Origin of the sequence: Oceanimonas sp. GK1, from assembly GCF_000243075.1 — a bacterium.
Taxonomy (GTDB): Bacteria; Pseudomonadota; Gammaproteobacteria; order Enterobacterales; family Aeromonadaceae; genus Oceanimonas.
This window is the reverse complement of record NC_016745.1, coordinates 2,494,956-2,510,130: the sequence shown is the minus strand read 5'-3', so window position 1 is coordinate 2,510,130 and position 15,175 is coordinate 2,494,956. Positions and strand designations below refer to the sequence as shown.

The 15,175-nt window shown below is 62.4% G+C and carries 16 protein-coding genes; 10 read left to right on the top strand and 6 right to left on the bottom strand.

Features of this window, described 5'->3' with window-relative positions; all coding sequences use genetic code 11:
- Positions 1 to 3: 3 nt before the first annotated feature.
- The 3 genes from dnaX (at position 4) to recR (ending at position 3,424) form a co-directional block, all read left to right on the top strand.
- On the top strand, positions 4 to 2,286 hold the full coding sequence (gene dnaX / locus GU3_RS11845; protein ID WP_014292777.1) for a DNA polymerase III subunit gamma/tau: 2,283 nt from the start codon (positions 4 to 6) through the stop codon (positions 2,284 to 2,286).
- A gap of 13 nt (positions 2,287 to 2,299) precedes the next feature.
- The gene (locus GU3_RS11840; protein ID WP_014292776.1) at positions 2,300 to 2,629 is read left to right on the top strand and encodes a YbaB/EbfC family nucleoid-associated protein; all 330 of its coding nucleotides are present in this window, start codon (positions 2,300 to 2,302) and stop codon (positions 2,627 to 2,629) included.
- Positions 2,630 to 2,818: 189 nt separating this feature from the next.
- Positions 2,819 to 3,424: a recombination mediator RecR gene (recR, locus tag GU3_RS11835; protein ID WP_014292775.1), complete on the top strand. Its 606-nt coding sequence runs from the start codon at positions 2,819 to 2,821 to the stop codon at positions 3,422 to 3,424.
- A gap of 81 nt (positions 3,425 to 3,505) precedes the next feature.
- On the opposite strand, the gene GU3_RS11830 is transcribed toward recR, so the two are convergent.
- The 6 genes from GU3_RS11830 to GU3_RS11805 all read right to left on the bottom strand — a co-directional run bounded on the left by GU3_RS11830 (position 3,506) and on the right by GU3_RS11805 (position 7,746).
- Positions 3,506 to 3,745, bottom strand: coding sequence for a hypothetical protein (locus GU3_RS11830; RefSeq protein ID WP_014292774.1), 240 nt, complete (start codon positions 3,743 to 3,745; stop codon positions 3,506 to 3,508).
- A 95-nt stretch (positions 3,746 to 3,840) separates the two neighbouring features.
- Positions 3,841 to 4,530: an LrgB family protein gene (locus GU3_RS11825; protein ID WP_014292773.1), complete on the bottom strand. Its 690-nt coding sequence runs from the start codon at positions 4,528 to 4,530 to the stop codon at positions 3,841 to 3,843.
- Positions 4,527 to 4,865, bottom strand: coding sequence for a CidA/LrgA family protein (locus GU3_RS11820; RefSeq protein ID WP_014292772.1), 339 nt, complete (start codon positions 4,863 to 4,865; stop codon positions 4,527 to 4,529). The genes GU3_RS11825 and GU3_RS11820 overlap by 4 nt, the downstream gene beginning before the upstream one ends.
- 9 nt (positions 4,866 to 4,874) lie before the next feature.
- Complete coding sequence (gene sbcB / locus GU3_RS11815; RefSeq protein ID WP_014292771.1) at positions 4,875 to 6,290, bottom strand: exodeoxyribonuclease I; 1,416 nt, start codon at positions 6,288 to 6,290, stop codon at positions 4,875 to 4,877.
- Between the two features lie 112 nt (positions 6,291 to 6,402).
- On the bottom strand, positions 6,403 to 6,741 hold the full coding sequence (gene maoP / locus GU3_RS11810) for a DUF413 domain-containing protein (RefSeq protein ID WP_014292770.1): 339 nt from the start codon (positions 6,739 to 6,741) through the stop codon (positions 6,403 to 6,405).
- Between the two features lie 132 nt (positions 6,742 to 6,873).
- Positions 6,874 to 7,746 carry a tetratricopeptide repeat protein gene (locus tag GU3_RS11805; RefSeq protein WP_014292769.1) on the bottom strand — a complete coding sequence of 291 codons (873 nt, stop codon included), beginning with the start codon at positions 7,744 to 7,746 and terminating at the stop codon, positions 6,874 to 6,876.
- Between the two features lie 582 nt (positions 7,747 to 8,328).
- Between GU3_RS11805 and ectA the strand changes: the two genes are divergently transcribed.
- The 7 genes from ectA to GU3_RS11770 all read left to right on the top strand — a co-directional run bounded on the left by ectA (position 8,329) and on the right by GU3_RS11770 (position 15,105).
- On the top strand, positions 8,329 to 8,835 hold the full coding sequence (gene ectA, locus GU3_RS11800; protein ID WP_014292768.1) for a diaminobutyrate acetyltransferase: 507 nt from the start codon (positions 8,329 to 8,331) through the stop codon (positions 8,833 to 8,835).
- A 60-nt stretch (positions 8,836 to 8,895) separates the two neighbouring features.
- Positions 8,896 to 10,167, top strand: coding sequence for a diaminobutyrate--2-oxoglutarate transaminase (gene ectB / locus GU3_RS11795; protein WP_014292767.1), 1,272 nt, complete (start codon positions 8,896 to 8,898; stop codon positions 10,165 to 10,167).
- Between the two features lie 82 nt (positions 10,168 to 10,249).
- Entirely contained in the window at positions 10,250 to 10,657 is a 408-nt protein-coding gene (locus GU3_RS11790; protein WP_014292766.1) for an ectoine synthase, read from the top strand.
- A gap of 125 nt (positions 10,658 to 10,782) precedes the next feature.
- Positions 10,783 to 12,219 (top strand): aspartate kinase, encoded by a 1,437-nt coding sequence (locus GU3_RS11785; protein ID WP_193372530.1) that lies wholly within the window; start codon positions 10,783 to 10,785, stop codon positions 12,217 to 12,219.
- Positions 12,220 to 12,409: 190 nt separating this feature from the next.
- The gene (gene ppiC / locus GU3_RS11780; protein ID WP_014292764.1) at positions 12,410 to 12,691 is read left to right on the top strand and encodes a peptidylprolyl isomerase PpiC; all 282 of its coding nucleotides are present in this window, start codon (positions 12,410 to 12,412) and stop codon (positions 12,689 to 12,691) included.
- A gap of 31 nt (positions 12,692 to 12,722) precedes the next feature.
- Positions 12,723 to 14,345 (top strand): DUF2813 domain-containing protein, encoded by a 1,623-nt coding sequence (locus GU3_RS11775; RefSeq protein ID WP_014292763.1) that lies wholly within the window; start codon positions 12,723 to 12,725, stop codon positions 14,343 to 14,345.
- A 31-nt stretch (positions 14,346 to 14,376) separates the two neighbouring features.
- Positions 14,377 to 15,105, top strand: a complete 729-nt coding sequence (locus tag GU3_RS11770; RefSeq protein WP_014292762.1) for a hypothetical protein — start codon at positions 14,377 to 14,379, stop codon at positions 15,103 to 15,105.
- The last annotated feature ends 70 nt before the right edge of the window (positions 15,106 to 15,175 follow it).

The following is a 15,175-nucleotide window of genomic DNA, read 5'->3' as shown; positions in this document are numbered from 1 at the left end:
CGGATGACTTATCAGGTTCTGGCCCGCAAGTGGCGCCCGCGCCGCTTTGGCGAGGTGGTGGGGCAGCAGCATGTGCTGACCGCGCTGGTGAATGCCCTGGCCCAGGGCCGGCTACATCATGCTTATTTGTTCAGCGGCACCCGCGGCGTGGGCAAAACCTCCATCGCCCGGCTGCTGGCCAAGGCGCTTAACTGTGAAACCGGTGTGACCGCTGACCCTTGCGGCCAGTGCGCCAGCTGCCAGGAAATTGAGCAGGGGCGCTTTGTTGACCTGCTGGAAATTGACGCCGCCAGCCGCACCAAGGTGGAAGACACCCGCGAGCTGCTCGACAACGTGCAATACCAGCCGGCCCGGGGCCGGTTCAAGGTGTACCTCATCGACGAGGTGCACATGCTGTCCCGCCACAGCTTTAACGCCCTGCTCAAAACCCTGGAAGAGCCGCCGCCCCATGTGAAGTTTTTGCTGGCCACCACGGATCCGCAAAAGCTGCCGATCACCATTTTGTCCCGCTGCCTGCAGTTTCATCTCAAGAGCCTGGAGCCGGGGCTGATCGACGGCCAGTTGCAGCACATTTTGCAGCAGGAGCGGCTCGACTTTGCGCCCGAGGCCACCGCGGCCCTGGCCCGGGCCGCCGACGGCAGCCTGCGGGATGCCCTGAGCCTGACCGATCAGGCCCTGGCCTTTGGCAATGGCCGGCTGGCCCTGGCGGAAGTGGAGCGCATGCTCGGCAACCTTAACCGGGAGCAGTTGCTGGCGTTGGTGGAGGCGGTGCTGGCCGGCGACGGCGCCGCCCTGCTGGCCCGGGTGGCGGAGCTGGCCAGCCTGGGGCCCGATTATGACCACGTGCACAAGGAGCTGATTGCCTTCTGGCACCAGCTGGCCCTGGCCCAGGTGGTGCCGGCCCAGGGCGTGCCCCATGCCGATGAGCTGAACCGCCTCGCGCCCCTGGTGAGCCCGGATCAAATTCAGCTCTATTACCAGATTTGCCTGCAGGGGCGAAAGGACTTGCCCTTTGCCCCCGACGGCCGCTCGGCGCTGGAAATGACCCTGCTGCGCACCCTGGCCTTTGTGCCTCAGAGCGCCGCCGCCAGCGCGCCGACGATTGCCGCCCCCCGGCCGGAGCCGGCCCCCGCAAAAAAGCCTGAGCCTGCAGCCACGCCGGCGGCAGTCATGCAGGCAGAAAGCGATGAGGCCATGACCGCCCGGCTGGAGCAGGAGCAGGCACAGATCTGGCAGGAAGCGGCGCGCATGGGCAAGGAGATGGACAGCCCCGTCAGTGAGCCGGCCCCGGTGCCACCAGTGGTCGAGCCTGACGCTGCGCCTGTGGCGGCGCAGGCGGCCAGTCCGCAGGCCGTCGTCCCCGAAGCGCAGACTCACGCCGCGCCCCTGGTGGACGAAGCCGCCGAGCAGGCGGCGCGTATTCGCCGCTTGTTGCAAACCCGTAACCGGCTGCTGAGCCAGGAGCGCACTGACACCGCTGCGCCCCCCGAGCCCAAAGTCCGCACCGCGCCGGCGCGGCCGGCGATGGCCGTTGCGGCGGCCGAGCGTCCGGTTGCGCCTGCACCCGAGGCGAGCCCCGAGCCCCGGCGGACACCGCCGGTATTCGAGACGCCGGCAGCGGAGCAGCACAACGAGCTGCCGCCCCTGGACGCCTACAGCGACATGGCCTGGGACGACAGCGACGCCCCGCCCTGGGAGTCGGAAAGTGCACCGCCGCCCGCCGCCCCGTCACGGCCCGTTAAGCCGGCGCCCGCTCCCGCTCGAACGGCAGCAGGTCGCGCACCACCCAAGGCCGATCCCGCCCCACCGGCGGTATCGCCTTCGGTGCCGCGGGCAAACTGGAAAATCACCGACGGCCCCGAGCCGCTGAGACCCTCGCAACTGCTGCCCCAGGCCGAAGACGACTGGGCCCGGCTGGTATCGAAACTGCCGGTGGGCGGTCTGCTGCGTCAGCTGGCCATGCACAGCACCCTGGAGCAACATGGCGACCAGTGGCAGCTGTGGCTGCGCCCCGCGCACAAGCACCTGCTGAATGACAAGACCCGGGAAGAGCTGCAAGCCATGCTGGCCGAGCACGCGGGCCGCGCTATCACCCTGGCCGTGGCCCTGGGGGAGCGGGGCCAGACCCCGGCCGAGGTGGAGCAGCAGTTGTATGCGGCGGCCCGGGCGCGCGCCAAAGATGAAATTGAGGCCGATGATGCGGTACAATTCCTTATCGCGCGCTTTGCCGCCGAGCTGGATGCCGACAGCATCGAGCCCATGGCGAATGTATCAACCCATCAATAAAGAGTGACAACCTATGTTTGGTAAAGGTGGACTTGGCAATATCATGAAACAGGCCCAGCAGATGCAGGAAAAAATGCAGAAGCTGCAGGAAGAGCTGGCCCAGATGGAAGTGGTGGGTGAGGCCGGTGCCGGCCTGGTAAAGGTCACCATGACCGGCAGCCACTCGGTACGCCGGGTTGAGCTGGACGACAGCCTGCTGGAAGACGACAAGGAGCTGCTGGAAGATCTGCTGGCCGCCGCCGTCAACGACGCCGTGCGCCGTATTGAAGAGCAGAACAAGTCCCGCATGGGCGAGCTGACCGGCGGCATGCAGTTGCCCCCGGGCTTCAAGATGCCGTTTTAAGCCTCCAGGCTCGTTGTCGCTTCAGCGGCAATAGGAGGGAAGGCAGCCCCCGCGCTCCCAAAAGGCTTCGATTCTGTGGAGCGCAGGCTGCCAGCCTGCATGAGCGCCATAGGCGCTTCAAAAGATGGTGCCGATAACGCACTGACTAAGGGCTTCACAGAGCTCCGAATACCTTCCCGAGATTTTTCCATGCGTTTCAGTCCGTTACTGGATGAATTAATCAAAAGCCTGCAGGTGTTGCCGGGCGTGGGGCCCAAGTCGGCCCAGCGCATGGCCTTTGCGCTGCTGGAGCGCCAGCGTGCCGGTGGCCGCAAACTGGCCCATGTGCTGGAGCAGGCACTCGATAACATCGGCCACTGCCGCCAGTGCCGTACCTTTACCGAAGAAGCGGTCTGTGCCATTTGCGCCAGCCCCAAGCGGGCGGTCTCGGGCCAGCTGTGCGTGGTGGAAAGCCCCGCCGACGTGGTGGCCATTGAGCAGACCGGCCAGTATCAGGGCCGTTATTTCGTGCTGATGGGGCATTTGTCGCCACTGGACGGCGTGGGGCCGGAAGATCTGGGGCTGGACGTGCTGGAAGGCTGGCTGGAAGCCGAGCATTTTGACGAGCTAATCCTGGCCACCAACCCCACGGTGGAAGGGGAAGCTACCGCCTACTTTATTGCCGACATCGCCCGCAGCCAGGGCGTGGCGGTCAGCCGCATCGCCCACGGTGTGCCCATCGGCGGCGAGCTGGAACTGGTGGACGGCAACACCCTCAGCCATTCCTTTATGGGCCGCAAGGCGTTCAGCGACTGAAGGCAAACCCCACCCCAACCCTCCCCTTAAAAAGGGGAGGGAGCAGACAGTGCCCCTGTTCAGGGGGAGGCCGGGAGAGGGTCAAACCGGATAAAACGTCAGGCTGGCAATGCGCACCAATACACCGGCAAACAGCAAGATGCCGCCGTAGCGCAACCAGCGGTATTCCTGCAGGGTGAGATCCTTCGCCCGGTTAAACACAATGCGCGGCAGCGCCAGCCAGTCTTTTTTGCGCCGACCATAACGCCAGCAACCCACCAGTACCAGCACTAGCCCTGCCAGCAGCAGCAGCGGTTCAACGATGTTAAGCCAGAGCTTCATTCCCTTGCACTCCCTTGTGGCTCCGCGTGTTAACGGCTTGTTGCTGGCAGTGTAGCCGGGCGCCTGCGGGCCCGGCCATTAGCCAAAGGTCGCAGTCAGCTCATTAGCCACAGGTAAAGATGAAACAGCGGCGGGGCCAGCAGGGCGGTGACCACGCCGCACACTACCATGGCTAGGGAGGAAAAAGCCCCTTGCGTGGTGCCCACTTCGGCGGCGGCGCCGGTACCGATGGCGTGGGCCCCGGCGCCCATGGCCAGCCCCTGGGCTTCAGGATGATGAATACCCGCCCGCCGCATCAGCGGAAACCCGATAATGGCCCCCATCATGCCGACGATGATCACCAGGCCGGCGGCAATGGCGGGAATGCCGCCCATGGCTTCGCTCACGCTCATCGCCAGCGGCGTGGTAATGGACTTGGTGGCCACCGACGCCAGCAGCTCGGGGCTGGCATGAATGACGCTGCCAATCAGCAGGGTGGTACCCACCGAGATCAACACCGACAGGCTGCAGCACAGCAAAATGGGCATTAGCTGGCTGCGAATTTTGGCGGCCTGCTGATACAGCGGCAGGGCAAAGGCCACCACCGCCAGCTCCAGCAGCAGGCTGAGGGGCTTGGTGCCGGCCTGGTAGGCGGCGGGATCCTGGCCGGTGGCGAGCAATAGGCCAATGACCAGCAGCGCCGGTATCATAATGGGGTTGACCAGGGGGCTGTGCAGCCGGCGCGCCAGTTTGCGGGTGAGCAGGTAAAACAGCACGGTCAGGGGAATGGCCAGCCAGAGCATCATGACACCAGCCTCTGATACAGCCAGCCCACCAGCAGCAGGGTCAGCACCAGCCCGGTGGTGGCGGCCACCAGAATAAAGCCAAGACCGGCGCTCAGCACGTCCACATAACTCAGCAGGCCGGCGGCCACCGGAATAAACAGCAGGGCCATGTGGCGCAAAATGAGCTGGCCGCCGGCAAAGATCCACGCCAGCCGCACCAGTCCCGAGCTGAGCAGACTGAACAACAGCAACAGGCCGATGATACTGGCAGGAAAGGCAAAGGGCAGCAGGGCGGCAATGGCCTTGCCCGCCAGCAGGCAGGCCAGGATCACCGCAAAATCACGAATCAGTTTCATACGGAAATCTTACAGGGACTGTACGTAACGGGCCACTGCCTGTAGCAGGGCCAGCCGGGTGTCATCATCCTGATGCTCGACCACCAGCTGCTCCAGCCGGTGCATATAGGCCTCGGCATGAGCCGAGAGTTTATCCTGACAGTGCAGGCGCCAGCGTTGCCATTCCTGCTCGCTCAGGGTGTGGGGATAGTTGCGCGCCCGGTAGCGGAACAGCAGCTCCGGCAGCCGGGCGTCGGTAAACTGCAGCGGCAGCTCCGCCAGGGCTTCGGGCTGGCTGCTGCGTACCAGGGCCATGGCGGCCTTGTCGGCCTCGCTGAAAAAGCCGCGGTAAAGGGCGGTGTCGACGTCGTCATCGGCCTCAAACCCGCCGTCCTGCTGATAGATTTCTTCGACCTTTTCCCGTATTTCCGGGTGCTTTCTCAGCAAATCCAGGCTTTTCCGGCATTGCGCCCGGTCGATGCCCAGCTCGTCGGCCCGCTGCTCGGACAGGGCCGCCGCCTTGGCCAACACCGGGCACTTGTTGATGTGCACCAGTTTCAGCGGTACCGGCGGCAGCTCGCCCAGCTCGCTTTTTTTGGTGTACAGGCGCTGGCGCAGGGTGTCGGCGTCGAGCTCCACCAGGGGCGAGAGGTCTTTCGCCAGATCCACGCAAATCACCGCGTTGGCGTTTTCCGGATGCCAGGCCAGGGGCGCCACCCAGCTGGCACAGCCCTGCCAGGGGGAGAACATGCCCGACACGTGCACCAGGGGTTTGCTGTTGATGATGTCGATCAGCGCCTTGACCTTGTGTTTGCGGCGCAGCTCAAACAGATAGTCAAACAGCCGGGGCTGGGCCTGTTTCAGCAGCCGGGCCAGGGCAATGGTGGCGCGGACGTCGGCCAGGGCATCGTGCGCCTGGCCGTGATCGATGCCATTGGCCTGAGTGAGCCGCTCCAGCCGAAAGCTGGGCCGGCCGTCCTCGTCTTCCGGCCACTGAATGCCCTCGGGGCGCAGGGCGTAAAAGGCGCGCACCACGTCGAGCAGATCCCAGCGGGAATTACCCTGCTGCCAGCTCCAGGCGTAGGGATCATGAAAGTTGCGGTACAGGGCGTAACGGGTGACTTCGTCGTCGAAGCGAATGTTGTTGTAGCCCAGTATGCAGGTTTGTGGCTGGCTGAACTGCTCATGAATGCGGGCGATAAAGTCCGCCTCGCACAGGCCGTCCTGCTGGGCCTTTTGCGGCGTGATGCCGGTGATAAGCGTCGCCTCGGGCGAGGGCAGGTAGTCGGCGGGCAGCCGGCAGTAAAACATCTGCGGCTCGCCCAGCTCGTTGAAGTCGGCGTCGGTACGAATGCCGGCAAACTGCACCGGTCTGTCTTTCGCCGGACTGACACCGGCGGTCTCGAAGTCGTAGAAGTAAAAGGTGGGCAGGCTCTGCTCGCTCATCGTTCTTTATGCACTTGGCTGTGTTTGCCGTTCATTATGCGTGACTCGGGCGGGGAACCCAAGTGAATGACCGGGAAAACAAAAAGGCCGGAGCAGCTCCGGCCTTCTGGCATCAGTCGGCGGTGTCTTCCACCGGCTCGTAGTCGTCTTCACTGTTGCCGCCGCTCATGGGAGAGCACAGGCGGTGCACCCGGCGCGGTCCGATCACCTTGAGGTACTTCATCCATACCTTGGCGTGGCGAAGTTCGGGGGCGGCCTGCTGCTGCACCTGCTCCACAAAGCGCTGCTCCTCATCGGTCATCGGTGCCCGCTGGCCGGTATACAGTCCCAGCATGGCATGGCCGCATTGTTCAAGCAGCTGGGCTTCGGTCACGGTGAACTCGCCACAGCGGCGCAGCCCGCGCGGGAAGTGGGTAAAGTCCTGAAACGGCTTGGCTGACTCAAAGCTCATATGCACTCTCACTCTAACGTGGCATTGATATTCGCGGAAAGTATGGCACTGGGGCCCGGCACGCAAAATCAATTTTTTTCACGAGTTGTGCAAATTTGTTTTATGAGCTTTTAGTGAACAATCCCCGACAAGTTACTGGGCCGGCTCGAGTGCATCCGTGGTCAGCTCCAGGAACCGCGGGTGCTGGCGCAGGGGCTCGAATTCTTCGTCTTCCGCCGCCACATGGCGCAGGTGTACGTTGTTGGCTACCGCCAGCTCCAGATCGCTCAGGGCCTGCTCCTCGTGACCCATGCCGGCATTGGCGCAGGCGCGCTGATAGAGCGCATGGGCGTTTTGCGGATCCACCTGCATCACCCGGTTGCACAGGCTCAGGGCCCACTGGCGTTCGTTCATCATCAGGGCCGCATCGGCCTTGTGGGTCAGGGCATCGAGATCACCGGGCTTGATGTGCAGGATCTGATCGTAAATTTCCATCTTGGCCTGGGGACTCTGCTCCTGGCTGGCGCGCAGCCAGAGCCCGTGTACTTCCTGGAATCGTTCAATTTCCCGGTAGTTTTCCGCGATGACTTTGGTTTTTCTCTGCAGTTCACGCTCAATCTGTCGCAGCTTGCGTTCGTAGTTGTCAGTGATCTGCTTCATCTGGGTTTCCACGTACTCCCGGGCCGATTTCTTAAGCTCGCGCAGCGACTGCCAGCCTACTATGGCCAGCACCGAGGCCGCCCCCGCCAGCAGGTAGAAAAAATAGGTCACCGTGATATTGGCGTAGCTCATGGCCTTGTCGGCCACGCCCAGCTCCTTTTGTACCACCTCTTCCTTTACGTTGACGCGGAACTGGGCCATTTCGGTGCGCAGCGCCTTCAGCTCGTCGAGCATGTACCGCTCCATAAAGGGCGTGAGCCGGGTACGCACTTCTTCGGTGGCCTCGCCTGGCTCGGGAGCGGGCTCGGCGGCGAGCAGCGGCCAGGAAAAGCACAATAACAGCAGGGCGGTAAGGTGTTTGAGCATGAGGGTACCGTGGGAATGCCAAGGGTGAGCGAAACGTGAACAAGGGCGTCAAGGATACCCCGCCAATCGTTCGCTTTCAAATTATCGCCCTGAAAAGGATCTTAGTCTTCTGTTTAGTGATCTAATGAGTTTGTCGGTGCTGTGGTCATGATGTTGATTGATTCGGGTTGTGAGTAATGCTGGGGCGTGGGTGTGGCTCGGTGGAAAGTCAGGTGGAGGGGTGGTGCCGGGTGAGGTTGCGGGTTGGTGACGAGCGGTGAAAAGAGAATGGAGGGCCTGCGGCGAGTGTTTTGGTGGCCCTGTTAATACCATGGTGTGACAAAATTTATCGCGGTGCAATGTGCCGCTGGTCGGCATTCCCCTTTGCAGGGGTGGGTGCCGTTCAGGCCTTTGGTGGCAGGGGATTAAAGGGAATGAGGGGGCCTGTCTGCCGGGCGGGATCCCCATGCCCGGTTGCGGTAATAATGTATGTGGTTCAAATTAAATTCACACAGTTCGCCTTGCAATTGATTGATGTTTTGTTAGGTTAATAAAGGATTTTTTGATTAGCTCACTAACCAAAAGAGAGTAGAGCCATACATTATGGATACCACCGTTGACCTACAACTTGTGTTGCGACATCCCAATGCCACGGACGGTCGTAACGTCAATCTGCTGATTGACCGTTGCAAACCCCTGGATACCAATTCCACCTATTGCAACCTGCTGCAGTGCTCGCACTTTGCCGACACCTGCATGCTGGCCGAAGACGAAGACGACGGCACCCTGCTGGGGTTTATCTCTGCCTACCGCAAGCCCACCGAGCCGGACACCCTGTTCGTGTGGCAGGTAGCCATAGATAAACGCGCCCGCGGAGAGGGGCTGGCCCGTCGCCTGCTCGACAACCTGCTCGACGCCGAGGCCTGCCAGGGCGTGCGCCGTATTGAAACCACCATCACGCCCGACAATGCCGCGTCCTGGGGGCTGTTTGAAAGCGTGGCCCGGGATCGGGGCGCCAGTCAGGGCGCACGCCATGTGCTGTTCGACCAGGAGCGTCACTTCGGCGGCGACAGCAAAAGCGAGATCCTCTATCGCATTCCGCTCGCCTGAGCCTCTTTTTCGCGCATTTTCCGCATTTAACGATTTGAACTCGGACTTTAAGGAGTCGTGATGAGTATTTTTGACGTAATGGAATCCAGTGTACAAACCTATGCCCGCTCGTTTCCGGTGATTTTTGACCAGGCCCGCGGCGTATGGCTGCACGACAGCAGCGGCAAGCGTTACCTGGACTTTCTGGCCGGTGCCGGCACCCTCAACTATGGCCACAACCATCCGGCCCTGAAGGAAGCGCTGATCGAGTACATTCAGCGTGACGGCATTGCCCATGGCCTGGACATGCACACCGATGCCAAGGCGCAGTTTCTGAGCGCGCTGCAAAGCATCATTCTCAAGCCCCGTGGTCTGGATCACGTGGCCCAGTTCACCGGCCCCACCGGCACCAACGCGGTGGAAGCGGCCATGAAACTGGCGCGCAAGGTCACCGGCCGTGAAAACATCGTGGCCTTTACCAATGGGTTCCATGGCGTGAGCCTGGGGGCCCTGGCCGCCACCGGCAACCAGCACCACCGCGGTGGCGCCGGCACCGTGCTGGCCAACGTGACCCGTCTGCCCTACGACGGTTACGCCGGCACCGGCGAAGACAGCCTGGTTCTGTTTGAAGCCATGTTGAACGACAACTCCAGCGGCCTCGACAAGCCTGCCGCCGTGTTGTTTGAAGTGGTGCAGGGTGAAGGCGGTCTGAACGCCGCCTCCGTGACCTGGCTGCAGCGTCTGGAAAAAATCTGCCGCAAGCACGACATTCTGTTGATTGCCGATGACATTCAGGCCGGCTGCGGCCGTACCGGCACCTTCTTCAGCTTTGAGCCGGCCGGCATCAAGCCGGACATCATTACCCTGTCCAAGTCCCTGAGCGGCATGGGCCTGCCCTTTGCGCTGGTGCTGCTGCGTCCGGATCTGGATCAGTGGGAGCCGGGTGAGCACAACGGCACCTTCCGGGGCAACAACCATGCCTTTATTACCGCTCGCAAGGCGCTGGAAACCTTCTGGCAGGATGATGACTTTGCCGCCGGTGTCCGAGCCAAGGGCGAACTGGTCACCCGCCGCCTGCAAACGCTGGTCGACAAGTACCCGCAGTTGTTTGAGCGGGTGAAGGGGCGCGGCCTGATGCAGGGCATTGCCTGCGTTAACGGCGACATTGCCGATGACATTACCAGCCGTGCCTTTGAGCGGGGCCTGGTGATTGAAACCGCCGGCCCCGATGACGAAGTGGTCAAGTGCCTGTGCCCGCTCATCATTACCGAAGCCGAGCTGACCCAGGGGCTGGACTGGCTGGAGCAGGCCATTGTTGAGGTGGCCGCCAAACGCCTGAAAAAAGCGTCGTAAGCCTGCATTACCGCCTTGAAATGTGACAATACGGCCCCGCCATGGCGGGGTCGCAAATACCGAACAAACTAAAGGAAATACCATGATAGTACGTACCCTTGCCGACTGTGAGAAAACCGAACGCCGCGTCGAGTCCGAAACCGGCACCTGGGACAGCACCCGCATGCTGCTCAAAGACGACAAGATGGGCTTTTCGTTTCACATCACCACCATCTATGCCAACACCGAGACCCACATCCACTACCAGAATCACCTGGAGTCGGTGTACTGCATGAGCGGTAACGGCGAAATTGAAGACCTGGCCACCGGCAAGATTTATCCCATTGAAGCGGGCACCCTCTATATTCTCGACCAGCATGACGAGCATCTGCTGCGTGGCGGCAGTGAGGACATGAAGATGGCCTGTGTGTTCAACCCGCCGCTCACCGGCAAGGAAGTGCACGACGCCGACGGCGTCTACCCGCTGGAAACGGAAGCAGCGGAAGGCTGAGATCAATACGGGGGCTCAGGCCCCCGTACCGGACATTTTCACTGGGCAGGGCAAAACCCAAGCCCATTGAAAATGTGCGCTCAAAAATATCAAACATTCAGATCAGGGAACGGGAGAACCACAGAGTGTCACATACAGTAGAAAAAATCGGCGGCACCTCCATGAGCCAGTATCAGGCGGTGCGAGACAATATCGTGCTGTATAACCGCAACCAGCATAGTTATTACCAGCGCATGCTGGTGGTGTCGGCCTTTGGCGGCATTACCGACGGCCTGTTGGAGTGCAAGCGCACCGGGGCTCCCGGCGTGTATGCCACCTTTGCCGATGCCGAAGACGACAATGCCTGGGTACAGGCCCTGGACAACGTCGGCCAGCGCATGGCCCAGATCAACGAGGAAATGTTCGGTGTCACCCCGGAGCGGGCCCTGGCCGATGCCTTTTTGCGCGAGCGCATGGCCGGCATTCGCGACTGCCTGCACCACCTGCGCCGGGTCTGTGCCTTTGGCCAGTTTCAGCTGGCAGAACAATTGCAGACCATTCGCGAACTGCTGGCTGCCATGGGCGAGGCCCACAGTGCCCATAACATGGTGCTGTATCTGCGTCAGAGCGGGGTGAATGCGGTGCTGATGGATCTCACCGGCTGGCGCACCGACGAGGCCCTGCCGCTGGATGAGGTCCTGACCCAGGCCCTGGCCCGGGTAGACTTGTCTTCCCAGTTGCCGGTGGTTACCGGTTACGCCCATTGCCGGGAAGGGCTGATGAGCAGCTTTGACCGGGGCTACAGCGAGATGACCTTCAGCCGGCTGGCGGTGCTCAGCGGTGCCCGGGAAGCCATCATTCACAAGGAATACCACCTGAGCAGCGCCGATCCGCGCCTGGCCGGGGAAGATCAGGTCATTCCCATTGGCCGCACCAACTATGACGTAACCGATCAGCTGTCGAACCTCGGCATGGAGGCCATTCATCCCCAGGCCGCCAAGGGATTGCGCCAGCAGGGCATTCCGCTGCGGGTACGCAATACCTTTGAACCGGATCACGAGGGGACGCTGATCACCACCGATTACCGCAGTCCGGCTCCCTGTGTGGAAATGGTGGCCGGTCGTCGCAACCTGTTTGCGGTGGAGCTGTTCGATCAGGACATGGTGGGCCGAGTGTCCCATTATGCCGAGGGCTTTACCGACGAGCTCGACAAGATGCACCTGAACCTGGTGGCCAAGGACATGAACGCCAACACCCTCACCTATTATGTGGCGGGCAACCGCAAGCAGGTGCGCCGGCTGGTCAGTGCGCTGCAGCGCCACTTTGCCAATGCCGAGGTCACCACCCACAAGGTGTCGCTGGTGTCGGCGGTGGGCAGCGACATGAGCATTCCCGGCTTGCTGGCCCGCTCGGTGGGCGCCCTGAACAAGGCCGAGGTGCCGGTGCGCGCCGTGCATCAGTCGCTGCGGGCGGTGGAAATGCAGTTTATCGTGGACGATGAGTACTACGAGCAGGCGGTGGTGGCCCTGCATGACGAGCTGGTGCAGACCCACGCCGACACCGTGGCTCTGGCCGTGGCGTAACTCAGGCAGAATGTACACCTCCCCCTTGGTTAAGGGGGAGGCCGGGAGGGGATTGATTCAGCCCACGTCTGGCGCCGGCAACCCCACCCCATCCCTCCCCCTGAAAAGGGGAGGGCGCTCTATCTTCTTCCGTCCAACCCCGCAATTTGGCACACTTGCCCCATCGCTTTTATTTCAACGAGACGCTGTCATGGCAAAACGTGCCTGTGCCCTGCATATTCTGGTAAAAACCGAGGCCGAGTGTCAGGCCCTCAAGGCCCGGCTCGACCAGGGCGCCGACTTTCACCAGCTCGCCAAAAAACACTCCCTCTGTCCGTCCGGCAAAAAGGGCGGTGATTTGGGGGAGTTCAATAAGGGCGACATGGCCGGTCCCTTTGACAAGGCGGTGTTCACCGGACCCGAGCTCAAGGTGCAGGGGCCGGTGAAAACCCGTTTTGGCTATCATCTGATCAAGGTGCTCTACCGCCACTGATCCTCTTTCATCCACCGACCGGACAGCGTTCATGTATCTTGAGCACGTTCAGATCCGCAATTTCCTCGGTATCAACCAGCTTTCCCTGCCGCTGGATCAGAGTACCGCCCTGATGGGGGAGAACGCCTGGGGCAAGACCAGCCTGTTCCGGGCCCTGTGGCGGCTGATGGGGCGGGGAGGCTGTTGCTACGAATTTGCCGAAGAAGACTTTTTCCGCACCGAAGAGGGCCAGTCTGCCGATGAGCTGGCCATTACCCTGACCTACCGCGAGCACAGGCCCGGGGTCAGCGAACATTCCAGCCGGCTGGGCCGGCTGGAGCCGGTGTGGGTGGCCCACAAGGACAGGTTTCACCGCATACACTACCGGGCCAGCGCCCGGCGGGAAAACGGCGCCGTGCACTGCCGGCACGAATTTCTCGACGGCACCGGCAATCCCATTGAACTGCCGGACACCACCGCCATGGTGTGCCGGCTGATTGAAATGAACCCGGTGTTCCGGCTGCGGGACTCCCGGGGCGCGCCCCAGGATCTGCCCATCGTGAACCTGAACGGCGACTACCAGCAACTGCTGAGCCGGCTCAGCGAACAACTGGCGGAAGAAGACGAACTCAGCCGGTCCGAGATCAAGGCCGGGCTGGACGCGGTGCGCCAGCTGTTTGAACACTACTTTACCCCCCAGGGCGCCACCAGCCGGGCGCCGCGCCGGGCCCGGGACATCGCCATACACCCGGTCACCCTGAGTCAGTTGGGTAAGCTCAACGACTGGCAGCCGCTGGGCGAGGAAAGCGGCCTGTCGCTGGCGCTGGCGGCGGTGGCCCGCACCATCTTGCAGGCCCGGGGCGGGCGGCCGATAGAGCCCGGCGCCCGGCCGCTGCTGCTGATCGAAGATCCCGAAAGCCGGCTGCACCCCACCATGCTGGCCGCCACCTGGGGCATTCTGGAGCGCTTTCCCGGCCAGAAGCTGGTGACCACCAATTCCGGCGATCTGCTGTCGGCCTTTCCCCTCAACCACCTGCGCCGGCTGGTCCGGCTGGAGCAGGAAACCCGTTGCCTGCGTATCGGCAACGAGCGCTACAGCAGCGAAGACATGCGCCGCATCGCCTTTCATGTGCGCATCAACCGGCCCATGTCGTTGTTTGCCCGCTACTGGCTGCTGGTGGAGGGAGAAACCGAAATCTGGCTGCTTTCGGAGCTGGCGCGCATCTGCGGTTATGTGCTGCCCGCCGAGGGCATTCGCATTATCGAGTTTGCCCAGTGTGGCCTCAGCCCGCTGATCAAGGTGGCCCGGGACTTTGGTATTGGCTGGCATCTGCTGACCGACGGCGACGAAGCCGGGCAGAAATACGCCCAGGGGGTACGCAGCATGCTGCGGGGCGAGCGGGAAGGGGATCACCTCACCGTGCTGCCCCGGGCCGACATTGAACACTATATGTATTTCAACGGCCTGGAGCAGGTGTTTCGCCGGGAAGCCAATATCCACGACAAGCATACCCCGCCGTCGCGCATCATTGAGCGGGCACTGAGCCGGCACAGCAAGCCGGGCATGGCCCTGGCGATGGTGGAAGCGATTGAGCTGCAGGGCATTGAAGGAGTGCCGGTGGAATTGCGTCGCATGTTTGCCCGCATGGTCGCACTGGCCCGCCGACAGCGGTAGAATGCGCCTCACGAATTGACGGAGGCAAACCATGACAGAATTGTTGCCGGCGCGGTTGTTCGCGCCCCTGGCGTTAAGTGCGGTAGCGGCCTTGGCGCTGCTGGTGTGGGTACTGAAAAACGGAGAGCTCTGCCCCGGCCAGCGCCGGCGCATCGGCGACGGTACCATGTCGGTGTGGGCGGTGTTCGGCCTGGCCTTGATGCTGGGCGTGGAAGCCGGTGCGCCGGCCTTTATGTTGTGGCTGGGCGGCGCCACCCTGGCGGTGGGGCTGGGTACGGTGCTGTATCAGGCGCGGTTGCAGGGCAAGCGCAGCCTGGGCGTCAGCTGGCAGTATCCCGCCCTGGTGCTGGCGCTGCTGTATGGCGTTCTGGTGGGCTGGCGCATGGGGCCGGGCTGGGCGCTGCTGGCGGCGGGGGCCGGCGGCTGTGTGTTTGCCCATCTCATCATGGTGCGCGCCCGGCACCGGCTGCAAGCCTTTAACCTGCTGCTGCCCCTGGCCGGCAGTGCCTTTGGCGTGCTCTGGTTGCTGGCACTGGCGGTGCGTGCCGCCGGGGTGAATGACGCCGGGCTTGAGCCGCTGATCCTGCCCTTTGTGCAGGTCAGTGCCGCCGTGCTCATCGGTGCCCTGGTGTGGATGTTGCCGCTGCTGCGCAAAGAGCAAACCAAACCACCGGTGATTGCGGTTACCGCCTTGTTAATATTGGGCGCCCTCACCCTTGGCCAGGGCATGATCTGGCACATGGCCGGTAACATTAGTTAAACATCAAATTTTCTCGCCAACTCACAAATTTTTCTCGTTGTACTTGTGATTGGGCGATTTCTAGAATGCG

Coding starts and splice junctions, on each gene's coding strand:
- dnaX (WP_014292777.1), top strand. CDS start 4: ATGACTTATCAGGTTCTGGCCCGCAAGTGGCGCCCGCGCCGCTTTGGC.
- GU3_RS11840 (WP_014292776.1), top strand. CDS start 2,300: ATGTTTGGTAAAGGTGGACTTGGCAATATCATGAAACAGGCCCAGCAG.
- recR (WP_014292775.1), top strand. CDS start 2,819: ATGCGTTTCAGTCCGTTACTGGATGAATTAATCAAAAGCCTGCAGGTG.
- GU3_RS11830 (WP_014292774.1), bottom strand. CDS start 3,745: ATGAAGCTCTGGCTTAACATCGTTGAACCGCTGCTGCTGCTGGCAGGG.
- GU3_RS11825 (WP_014292773.1), bottom strand. CDS start 4,530: ATGATGCTCTGGCTGGCCATTCCCCTGACCGTGCTGTTTTACCTGCTC.
- GU3_RS11820 (WP_014292772.1), bottom strand. CDS start 4,865: ATGAAACTGATTCGTGATTTTGCGGTGATCCTGGCCTGCCTGCTGGCG.
- sbcB (WP_014292771.1), bottom strand. CDS start 6,290: ATGAGCGAGCAGAGCCTGCCCACCTTTTACTTCTACGACTTCGAGACC.
- maoP (WP_014292770.1), bottom strand. CDS start 6,741: ATGAGCTTTGAGTCAGCCAAGCCGTTTCAGGACTTTACCCACTTCCCG.
- GU3_RS11805 (WP_014292769.1), bottom strand. CDS start 7,746: ATGCTCAAACACCTTACCGCCCTGCTGTTATTGTGCTTTTCCTGGCCG.
- ectA (WP_014292768.1), top strand. CDS start 8,329: ATGGATACCACCGTTGACCTACAACTTGTGTTGCGACATCCCAATGCC.
- ectB (WP_014292767.1), top strand. CDS start 8,896: ATGAGTATTTTTGACGTAATGGAATCCAGTGTACAAACCTATGCCCGC.
- GU3_RS11790 (WP_014292766.1), top strand. CDS start 10,250: ATGATAGTACGTACCCTTGCCGACTGTGAGAAAACCGAACGCCGCGTC.
- ppiC (WP_014292764.1), top strand. CDS start 12,410: ATGGCAAAACGTGCCTGTGCCCTGCATATTCTGGTAAAAACCGAGGCC.
- GU3_RS11775 (WP_014292763.1), top strand. CDS start 12,723: ATGTATCTTGAGCACGTTCAGATCCGCAATTTCCTCGGTATCAACCAG.
- GU3_RS11770 (WP_014292762.1), top strand. CDS start 14,377: ATGACAGAATTGTTGCCGGCGCGGTTGTTCGCGCCCCTGGCGTTAAGT.